The following is a 10,205-nucleotide window of genomic DNA, read 5'->3' on the forward strand; positions in this document are numbered from 1 at the left end:
GGCGCCGTTCATGACGTTAGGGTGCGTAATCAGTCTATCTACAACTTGTGCTAAAGTCTTTGCCACAGGTAACGCATCACCCGCATATCCGCCAATAGCGGCGCCGATGCCTGTAGGTATGATTAAAATTGCTGTGTATGGACGCATCATGAAACCGGGTTTCTTTAACACTAAGCATAATAACCTTCACCATTTACAAAAAGAAACCCGGTTTCTCAATACACATTGTGCCAAGTTGGGTAGTAAGCGTGGCTATGCCTCACATACAAATGTACGTTGTATATAACACTTTAAATTTAATGATATAGATCACCAATTAATACTCAATTACTGTTGTTTACACATATTGCTAATGTCAACTTTAACAGATGCTCTTAACAGAATTATGCATTGGTTAGAGCAAAATCGACCAGAGTATGCAGCAAAATTTCGGTTCTTTCGTTCTTAGCGTGCTAATTTTTAATTACAGTCGATAACTTTCCTTTAAAATCAAGGCTTACAGGTGCTTATAACCCAAATTTCTAACCAGGATACCTTCCTTGTAGTTAATAATGGCTGTAATATAAGCCTTATAAAAGTTTTAAGCTTATTTTTCAACTTTTTTAGCACGCTAAGTACGCAAGAGCCAAAATTTCAAGGATTGTTGTGTGGCTCAGGCTGTACGTAAACGTTCAATATCTCTTATGGGTGGGGCGCCAAACATTCGGGAATATTCGCGGCTGAACTGTGAGGGACTTTCATATCCCACTTGGTAAGCAGCAGCGAGGGCATCAAAATCTTTAGTTAGCATTAGGCGACGTGCTTCCAACAGTCTTAGCTGCTTTTGATATTGCAGCGGACTCATTGAGGTTACTTGCTTAAAATGCTGGTGAAACGACGAAGGAGACATCTTGACCCGGTTTGCTAAATCCTCGATCCGCAGTGATCGGGTAAACTCAGCTTTGATCAGTTGGATGGCTGACGCAATGCGCTGCATACTGCTGCCGGATGTGGCAATTTGGCGCACGGCTTTACTTTGTTCACCGACAAGCAGACGGTAATAGAGTTCACGCAGCATCATCGGTGCCAGTATCGGGATGTCTTGCGGTGTCTCTAAGAGCTTGACTAGGCGCCGGACACACTCGAGCAACGTAGTATCGGCGCTGCTAACCCATAGCCCTCGGACAGAGTTCTCTTGCTTGGCTGAACTAAAACCCATCTGGGCAACCAGATCACACAGTTGCACTAGGTCTAAGCTCAGTTTCAGTATTAAACACGGCTTATTAGGTGTTGCCTCAACCACACATCCACTGAGCGGTAGAGCAACCGAAAGGACTTGATATTGCCCTGCGCGGTATGGATATGTTTCCTCACCCAGCAACATTTCTTTCTTGCCTTGAACGATGAGAGTGAGGCAGGGTTCATCAACACTGTAGGGTGTCGAAGAAATTGCATCGGAGCGCCCAAAGCTCAATTTATCGATCGCAGTTGGATAAAGACCATTACCCTCGGTGTGCCTCATCACGAGGGTTGCAAGTTCTTGGCACTGATTTGCAATCACGCTAGAGTTAGAGATTTCCATAATGGTAGGGACTAGATCGCTCAATGCCTTACTCTTAACAATTATAGACCTGCTAAAAACGATTGCTTTGGAGAATTAGGCAATCATCAGCGAGGTTTGTGTATTTCAAGAAACGCTTTTCAAACTTATGCTGAACTTGTAACGATCAAAGAAGCGTTCGATTGGGAGAACCGTAAAAATGCAAACCACTCCCCAACAAATGAAAGCAATGGCTGTTGACGAGTTCGGCGGTTTTGACAAGCTGACTTTGCACACCTTACCCGTACCTACGGTAGATGCGGGCGAAGTTTTGATTCACGTTGAAGTTGCCGGAGTTGGTGTCTGGGACGCGATGGAGCGTGACGGTGATTTGGTATATAACGAAGTCCACTTTCCGCGCGTGCTGGGCGGCGAATGTGCAGGCACAATCGCTGCCATCGGCGATGGCGTTGATCGTTTTGCGGTCGGCGATCGCGTTTACGCCCAAAGCTTTATGAACGACAAGGGCGGTTCTTACGCCCAATACGTCGTCGTATCTGAAAAAACGGTGGCGCCGATGCCTGATGGTCTTGATATGCAGATGGCAGGCGGACTACCGATTGCTGGTGCGACGGCACTAAGTAATTTGAATGCCCTAGGGACGCGCGACGGAACCAAATTGATGCTGTGGGGCGCGAGCGGTGGCGTGGGTCACGTCGCGCTGCAACTCGCCAAGCGCATGGGCGCGAGCGTTTTCGCCATTGCATCGGGCGCGGACGGCGTAGAGTTGGCCCAGCAGTTGGGTGCTGATGAAGCGGTGGACGGACACAGCGACGACGTTGTGCAACGTGCCCGCGCCTTTGCGCCCGACGGCTTCGATACGGCGCTGGTGTTGGTGAGCGGTAACAACGTTCAATCTACGCTCTTGTTGGTGCGTCCGGGCGGCATCATCTCTTTTCCGAATGGCGTTATGCCCGAACCTAAAGCACCCGACGGCGTGGAACTCAAGAAGGCAAACGGCTTCGCTGACCCGCTATTGTTTGACCAACTCAACCAATTGGTGAGTATCGACCAGTTTCAAGTTCGCATCGCGCAGACGTTTCCACTCGAAGCGGCGCCGCAAGCGCTTGAAGCGATGAAACAGCATTATCTAGGCAAGATCGTGTTGCGTGTGAGCGGCGAATAAGCTTCACTCTTCTTACTAAAACGAATCAACACTCTAAGGAAATAGCAACATGATTCAGCAAACCAATCTAGGGGGTAGCTTCACGCTGCCAAACACGTCAATCACGCTCAATCGTCTAGGCTACGGCGCGATGCAACTGGCGGGTCAAGGAGTGTTTGGTCCGCCGCGCGACATGGATGCCGCCGTTGCCGTTCTCCGTGAAGCGGTAGCACTTGGAGTCAATCACATCGACACTAGCGACTTTTATGGTCCGCACATCACCAATCAAATTATTCGTCAGGCACTGCACCCCTATCCTGAGAATTTGGTGATTGTCACTAAGGTGGGAGCGCGTCGTCCGGCGGATAAGTCATGGCAACCTGCCCTCTCGCGGCAAGAGCTGATCGATGCCGTTCACGATAATCTGCAAAATCTTGGGCTTGAGGCGATGGACATTGTGAATCTCAGAGTCCCTGGTACAGGTGATCATGGCAGTGGTGTGTCTTCTGGCTCAATCGCAGAACCCCTCAGCACACTGGTTGACTTGAAGCGTCAGGGACTCATCCGCCATATTGGACTCAGCAACATCAGTGCTAAACAGTTTGAGGAAGCTCAGGCGATGACTGAGATTGTGTGTGTCCAGAACCAGTACAACTTAGCGCACCGCGACGATGATGCGTTGATCGACGACCTTGCCCAGCGCGGCATAGCCTATGTCCCGTTCTTTCCGCTTGGCGGGTTCACTCCGTTGCAGTCGTCCAAGCTCGATGCTGCTGCAAGCACTCTTAATGCGACCCCGATGCAGGTTGCGCTTGCTTGGCTGCTTCAGCGCTCTCCTAACATCCTGCTAATTCCCGGAACGTCATCGGTTGAGCATCTGCGCGAGAATCTCAAAGCCGCAGATTTGAAACTTCCGTCTAAAATAGTCAATGATCTTAACTCGATCGGTTTCTAGGGCTTTTTGTAGTTCGGTGGGGGTTTGCTGTAGGTCGATTTCTGCGCTGATAAAATGTGTTGTCATGGCTGTGTACCCTGATTTGCTCTAACTATAACTGGCACCGGGTGGGTTTACAATGATTTTTTTCTAGAGCGGTAAAACTTGCGCTTACGTAGGCTGTAAGCATAATAAACTCGTTGGATATTTTCTATGGCGCCTACGTAATTAAGCCTTTAGTCCCACCTCTCAAGTTAGTTTTGCCGTTCTAGTTTTTTTTATTTTATAATAGCAATACAAGCTTAAGAGGAATGTTAGTTTTTATAATTAGTTGGGAACTCTAAAACTATAGAGTTTATGTAAAAATTATTATGCAAAGCCTAGCTAGTAAAAGAGAGACATACATTGTTGGATTATTTCTTTCTAAATTTGATAGAATGGCTTTGGAAGAATTAGAATGTGAAACTGTATATTTTCGTGGGTAACAATTCCAAATGCTGACTTCACACTTGCCAATGTTTTGAATTGACTGTAATGCACAATTTTAACTCCTATGACGTGTGTATCTTGTCGGATAGACCGGAAAGCCTGTCCAATATCCTACCTATCTATATATAAATAATTTAATGGCGGGCAGGGATGCCCGCTCCACAAGAGTATATGATTTCTAGGGTTGTTTTGTTACTACTGCTTCAACTTTAACTTTTTGTTGTTCGGTGTCTACAGAGGTTATTGCCCAGCGTAGAGGTTCACCTTGTTTTTTCAGTTCGGTTTCTACTGCTTTTTGTAGTTCGGTTAGGGTTTGCTGTAGGTCTATTTCGGCGCTGATGAAATGTGCTGTCATAGCTTTGTGTCCAGATTTGTCTATAAATATAGTTGGCACCAGGACAAGATTACAATAATTTTTCGCTTTGTTGTAACGCTGCGGTATTCACTGCTTAACTCATCCGGTTTACCTCACTGTCTATATGCACAGAATTGGCAAAATAGGGACATATGCAACAAAGATTAATGAAAACGCAGCAATCGAGGAATTATTTAGATATGGCTATTATGAGCTGGCAACGTCAAGGTGATATTCAAGCTATGCGTCGTGCAATGGATTCTATGTTTGGAGATATGATGGTACGTCAACCTCAAATGGTAGCTTTTAAGCCAGCAGTTGAACTGCAAGATACTGATGAAGCTTTGGTTTTACGCGCGCAAATTCCAGGTATCGATGCAAGAGACTTAGATATTCGCGTTACAAAGCAAGCGGTTGTTATCTCTGGTGAAAAGAGTGATAACAATCAAACTGAGAAGATTGGTTATTTCCGTTCTGAGTTTACTTACGGCAAGTTCCAACGGGTGATTCAATTGCCTGTCGCTGTAGAGAATGATAAGGTGCAAGCTGAGTATAAGAATGGTATTTTGTCTTTGACATTACCTAAAGCAAGTGCTGCACGTAATCAAGTTGTGAAGGTTAATTTGTTCGGGAATACTGCTACCGAGGCGCCTGTTATAGAAGAAGCGCAACTTACTGAAGCAACTCAGGCGCCTGCTGTTCAAGAAACAGAACTGACCCAAGCGACTACTGGGGCACCAGTTATTGAAGAAGCTCAACCGACTATAAAAGCCAACGAAGTTGTAGCTAGCGAAGTTGCTCAACCTACTCAAATGGCTGAAGAACTCCAAGATGTTTGGGCAGCGTAATGTAAGATTTTTAAATTTAGTAGCGCTTTATTTTTGATTTCAATACCTAGATTCTAATAACCCACCCATATTAACGGGGTGGGTTTCTTGTTTCCTTAAATAATTGTAGGGCGTGTATACAAGCCCGCGAAAGGTTAGCTTTTAAGCTTCGGATACTCTCGAATAAGTTGTTTAGCCACGCCTAAAGTTGAAATGTAATAGTAAGATAGTAGTGTGTCCATAAAAGGAAAATTTTTTATAATGCAAGCTGATAGCACAACCGAACAAAGAGTAATTAGCAAAATTCGCGGATTGTTTCCTGAACAGATATTGCAGGTTGAAGAGTTTATTGATTCTCTTTATAAAAAAAATATCAAAAATACAGATCGTGATATAGTTTTCGCAGCAGCAAAGCTTTCCGAGCAAGCTTTCCAAAAAATCTGGGATAACCCTGATGATGCAGAATATGACAAATTATGAATTTGGTGATGTTGTTTTAGTGCCTTTCCCTTTTACTGACCAGACTACTACAAAAAAGCGACCAGCTATTGTTGTGAGTTCTGCTGATTATCATCTTCAACGCTTAGATTTGATACTAATTGGTGTTACTAGTCAAGCAAACCCAGCAACCTCTTTTGGAGAAACGACAATTACAAACTGGAAAAATTCTGGTTTAGTTAAACCTTCAATTATTAAACCAGTTTTAACAACTCTTGATATAAAACTTGTGACCAAAAAGTTAGGGCAGCTTGAAGAATCTGACTACCAAGCTTTACAAAGCTTATTGAAAACTATTTTAGGTTAAAAACGTAAACAATATTACATGCAATTGTATATAAGTAAGATGGTCAGATAAATTTACAAAGAATGTAACGGATAAAAAAATTAATTATCCGTTACATCCGCTCTCATCCGTTGCCAAGGTTACTTCCCAAATTGTTGTTGATACACAACCTCTTCCTGGTCAGTTACAATTTTCAAATCAGAGCGAGGAAAAGACACGCAGAGTAGAGCATAACCCTCTTTTTGCAAATCAGGACTGATACCCATACCCTCACTTTGGTCTACCGTGCCACCATTGGTAATTTTTGCTGCACATGTAGTACAAACACCTGCATGACATGAAGCGGGTAGCTCCAAACCTGCTTTTTCAGCTACTGCTAAAACTGTTTCGTCTTCGGGAACTTGAATTGTGAGTGTTTTACCCTGATGGTTAAGTTCAACGGTATATGTTTGTGTCATATCGAGGCTTGATTATAACGGTGCAATATTGTAGCTTAAAAAATTGTATTTAACCAAACTTGTAGCTATATTTAACACTAACTCTTGAGTTAGGATAAACCACCTTTATCGCTAGCAAGAATTGGCGATACAGTGATTATTATAGGCTAGGAGCTTACAAACACTTAAAATTTGGCTGTCACATTGACAAGTAAGTTAAACAGTTAAATTTATACTTGGAGAGCAGAATGCTGGAATCATACCGCAAACACGTTGAAGAAAGGGCAGCACTAGGAATTCCACCGCTGCCATTAGATGCAAAACAAACATCAGAACTGTGCGAACTACTTAAAAATCCACCTGCGGGTGAGGAACAGACATTACTGCATTTATTACGCGACCGAGTACCACCCGGTGTTGACCCTGCAGCTTATGTTAAAGCTGGTTTCCTCACAGGTATAGCAAAGGAAGAAATTACTAGTCCCTTAGTTTCTCCAATCGAAGCGGTTGAGTTATTAGGTACAATGATGGGCGGTTATAACGTGCAATCGCTCATCGATTTGTTACAAGTCCCCACCGTTTCGTTGTCTACATCTTCGGAAACTCCTTTAGTAATGGGAGGACAAGGTAAGGAACCTATCGCTGCATATGCTGCTGCGGCTTTGAGTAAGATTTTGCTAGTATATGATGCCTTCCATGATGTTTTAGAATTATCTAAGACAAATCCTTTTGCAAAGCGAGTTGTAGATTCTTGGGCAGAAGCAGAATGGTTTACTACCCGCGCGCAGTTACCAGAATTTATCAACGTTACTGTCTTTAAAGTTTCTGGTGAAACCAATACAGATGATTTATCACCAGCACAACACGCAACAACTCGTCCCGATATTCCTCTACATGCACTTGCAATGTTGGAAACTCGGCAACCAGGAAGCTTAGAAACTATTGCCGAATTAAAGAAAAAGGGATACCCCATTGCTTACGTTGGAGATGTAGTAGGTACAGGTTCATCACGTAAGTCAGCTATTAACTCGGTGTTATGGCATATTGGTCAAGATATTCCTTTCGTACCAAACAAGCGTGCGGGTGGATATGTACTTGGTGGAACTATTGCCCCTATTTTCTTCAATACCGCAGAAGATGCAGGCGCCTTGCCAATAAACTGCGATGTCACAAAAATGGAAACAGGGATGGTAATTACTATATATCCTTACAGAGGAGAAATTACCAACGAAGCTGGAGAAGTTATTTCAACATTCCAATTAAGACCCGACACAATTTTAGATGAAGTACGCGCGGGTGGACGTATACCTTTACTTATCGGACGTACTCTAACAGACAAAACGCGCGTTGCTTTAGGTTTGGAAGCAAGCACTGTATTTACTCGTCCTCAACAACCTGCTGATACAGGTAAAGGTTACACATTGGCGCAAAAAATCGTAGGAAAAGCTTGTGGTTTACCAGGAGTTCGTCCTGAGACATCATGCGAACCTATTATGGGAACCGTTGGTTCCCAAGATACCACAGGGCCAATGACGCGCGATGAACTCACAGAACTTGCATGTCTAGGGTTCTCCGCTGACTTAGTAATGCAAAGCTTCTGCCACACTGTTGCATATCCCAAACCAGTAGATATCAAAACCCAAAAAGAACTCCCCGACTTTTTCGCTCAACGTGGAGGTGTAGCATTACGTCCCGGTGATGGAATTATTCACTCATGGTTAAATAGAATGTTACTACCCGACACAGTAGGAACAGGTGGAGACTCGCATACACGCTTCCCTCTTGGTATTTCCTTTCCCGCAGGTTCAGGGTTAGTTGCATTTGCAGCAGCTTTGGGTGTAATGCCTTTAGATATGCCAGAGTCAGTATTAGTCCGTTTCAAGGGAGAATTACAACCAGGTATTACACTACGCGATATTGTAAATGCGATTCCCTACGTAGCGATTCAAAAAGGATTACTAACAGTCGAGAAGAAAAACAAGAAGAACATTTACGCTGGAAAAATATTAGAAATCGAAGGTTTGCCAGACTTAAAAGTCGAGCAAGCATTTGAATTAACCGACGCTTCCGCCGAACGTTCCTGTGCTGGTTGTACAATTAAACTCAGTGTAGAAACAGTTTCCGAATATATTCGTTCCAACGTAGCACTGCTCAAAAACATGGTAGCAAGAGGTTACGGAGATGCTAGAACCATCATACGCCGTGTAGCCAAAATGGAAGAATGGTTAGCAAACCCAGTATTAATGGAAGCAGATGTAGATGCGGAATATGCGGAGATTATCGAGATAGACTTGAACGAAATTAAAGAACCAATCGTAGCGGCGCCTAATGACCCTGATAACGTTAAACTACTATCAGAAGTAGCAGGCGACCCAGTACAAGAAGTATTCGTAGGTTCTTGTATGACTAATATTGGACATTACCGTGCAACTGCGAAGGTGTTGGAAGGTGCTGGTAAGGTAAGCGCGCGGTTGTGGGTGGCGCCTCCTACACGGATGGACGAAACTCAGTTGAAGAATGAAGGTGTTTATGATGTGTTTGTTGGCGCAAACGCGCGGACAGAAATGCCAGGTTGTAGCTTATGTATGGGGAACCAAGCAAGAGTAGAAGATGGAACTACGGTGTTTTCAACTTCTACCAGAAACTTTAATAACCGCATGGGTAAAGATGCTCAGGTCTATTTAGGTTCTGCCGAGTTAGCTGCTGTGTGCGCGTTGCTGGGTAGGATACCTACTGTACAGGAATATTTGGATATTGTAGGCACAAAAATTCAACCGTTTGCAGATAATTTGTATCGGTACTTGAACTTTGACCAAATTACTGGTTTTGAAGATGAGGGAAGGGTGATAAGTAAGGAGGAAGAGAAGAAGATTTTGGAATTGAGTGTGAAATAGTTTTTGTTTCTTGTGGAACGGGCGCCCTCGCCCGTTTCAGTTTTAAGGGGTTTGGAGGGCGCCTACCTTACAAGATGAATAATTTATTTTTTGGCAAAAAATTTATTTTTTGCTTTTCAATATCTTCTTTATTTATTTCAAGTTGAATCACTCCATCACTTACTAATTGTTTGGCGTAAGAAAACTCATAAAGATTAAAATATTTATTATCAAAGCTAAAATAATTTTATATAAAACTAAAAATTGCATTAAGGCGTTGCATCCCGTCAATGATTTCATATTTACCACTGCCATATATTTGAGGACGTTCTGCAAGTAAAATCAGTGGAATTGGATACCCCTTTAAAATGCTACCAATAAGCCTTTCTTTCTCCGCGACTGTCCAAACAAGCTTTCTTTGATACTTTCTATTGACTAATAAACTGCCTGAACGGTAGAGTCGGTAAGCTTCTGTAACACTCATCCCGCGAGGTGTAATACTCACATGTAATTAAATACTATTTGTCAACCCCAATTATACTAAAGTTTATAGTAATATTTAATACGCTTCATGTTAAGATTTTTGTCTCGTAGTGTTTCTATACAGAGCTTACCAACTCTAAAATCGGCTCTTGCGTACTTAGCGTGCTAATTTAGGGAAAAATAAGCTTAAAAACCTTGCTGGGCTTATCTTACAGCTATTATTACCTTCAGAACGGTATTCTTGTCCAAAATTAAAAATAAAAGCGTCTGTAAGCCTTGTAAATCAAGCATATTTATAGATTTTAATTAAAATTTAGCACGCTATGTACGATAGAACCG

At 43.1% G+C, this 10,205-nt stretch carries 11 protein-coding genes; 6 read left to right on the forward strand and 5 right to left on the reverse strand.

The window, feature by feature from the left end; genetic code table 11:
• Both AC2JBO_RS38425 and AC2JBO_RS38430 read right to left on the reverse strand, forming a co-directional pair.
• Positions 1-147, reverse strand: a 147-nt coding sequence (locus tag AC2JBO_RS38425) for a DUF3326 domain-containing protein (RefSeq protein WP_496958905.1), incomplete at its 3' end; no start/stop codon positions are given.
• Between the two features lie 505 nt (positions 148-652).
• Entirely contained in the window at positions 653-1,561 is a 909-nt protein-coding gene (locus AC2JBO_RS38430) for an AraC family transcriptional regulator (protein WP_496958895.1), read from the reverse strand.
• A gap of 178 nt (positions 1,562-1,739) precedes the next feature.
• Between AC2JBO_RS38430 and AC2JBO_RS38435 the strand changes: the two genes are divergently transcribed.
• Positions 1,740-2,705, forward strand: coding sequence for a quinone oxidoreductase family protein (locus AC2JBO_RS38435; protein ID WP_496958896.1), 966 nt, complete (start codon positions 1,740-1,742; stop codon positions 2,703-2,705).
• Positions 2,706-2,754: 49 nt separating this feature from the next.
• On the forward strand, positions 2,755-3,639 hold the full coding sequence (locus tag AC2JBO_RS38440) for an oxidoreductase (RefSeq protein ID WP_496958897.1): 885 nt from the start codon (positions 2,755-2,757) through the stop codon (positions 3,637-3,639).
• A gap of 646 nt (positions 3,640-4,285) precedes the next feature.
• On the opposite strand, the gene AC2JBO_RS38445 is transcribed toward AC2JBO_RS38440, so the two are convergent.
• The gene (locus tag AC2JBO_RS38445; RefSeq protein WP_496958898.1) at positions 4,286-4,462 is read right to left on the reverse strand and encodes a DUF8621 family protein; all 177 of its coding nucleotides are present in this window, start codon (positions 4,460-4,462) and stop codon (positions 4,286-4,288) included.
• A 200-nt stretch (positions 4,463-4,662) separates the two neighbouring features.
• On the opposite strand from AC2JBO_RS38445, the gene AC2JBO_RS38450 reads away from it, so the two are divergent.
• From AC2JBO_RS38450 to AC2JBO_RS38460, 3 genes are all read left to right on the forward strand, one after another.
• Positions 4,663-5,310 (forward strand): Hsp20/alpha crystallin family protein, encoded by a 648-nt coding sequence (locus AC2JBO_RS38450; protein ID WP_496958899.1) that lies wholly within the window; start codon positions 4,663-4,665, stop codon positions 5,308-5,310.
• 240 nt (positions 5,311-5,550) lie between these two features.
• Positions 5,551-5,769, forward strand: coding sequence for a toxin-antitoxin system, antitoxin component, Xre family protein (locus tag AC2JBO_RS38455; RefSeq protein ID WP_496958900.1), 219 nt, complete (start codon positions 5,551-5,553; stop codon positions 5,767-5,769).
• Positions 5,756-6,094 (forward strand): type II toxin-antitoxin system PemK/MazF family toxin, encoded by a 339-nt coding sequence (locus AC2JBO_RS38460; RefSeq protein WP_496958901.1) that lies wholly within the window; start codon positions 5,756-5,758, stop codon positions 6,092-6,094. Before AC2JBO_RS38455 ends, AC2JBO_RS38460 begins: the two co-directional genes overlap by 14 nt.
• A 119-nt stretch (positions 6,095-6,213) precedes the next feature.
• Here the strand turns inward: AC2JBO_RS38460 and AC2JBO_RS38465 are convergent, their stop codons facing one another.
• Positions 6,214-6,531: a 2Fe-2S iron-sulfur cluster-binding protein gene (locus tag AC2JBO_RS38465; RefSeq protein ID WP_496958902.1), complete on the reverse strand. Its 318-nt coding sequence runs from the start codon at positions 6,529-6,531 to the stop codon at positions 6,214-6,216.
• Between the two features lie 227 nt (positions 6,532-6,758).
• Between AC2JBO_RS38465 and acnB the strand changes: the two genes are divergently transcribed.
• On the forward strand, positions 6,759-9,404 hold the full coding sequence (gene acnB / locus AC2JBO_RS38470; RefSeq protein ID WP_496958903.1) for a bifunctional aconitate hydratase 2/2-methylisocitrate dehydratase: 2,646 nt from the start codon (positions 6,759-6,761) through the stop codon (positions 9,402-9,404).
• Between the two features lie 226 nt (positions 9,405-9,630).
• Here acnB and AC2JBO_RS38475 read toward each other — a convergent pair whose 3' ends face one another.
• The gene (locus tag AC2JBO_RS38475; protein ID WP_496958904.1) at positions 9,631-9,888 is read right to left on the reverse strand and encodes a DUF262 domain-containing protein; all 258 of its coding nucleotides are present in this window, start codon (positions 9,886-9,888) and stop codon (positions 9,631-9,633) included.
• Positions 9,889-10,205: the final 317 nt, after the last annotated feature.

Source organism: Calothrix sp. CBUCES-K 9914, assembly GCF_059640475.1.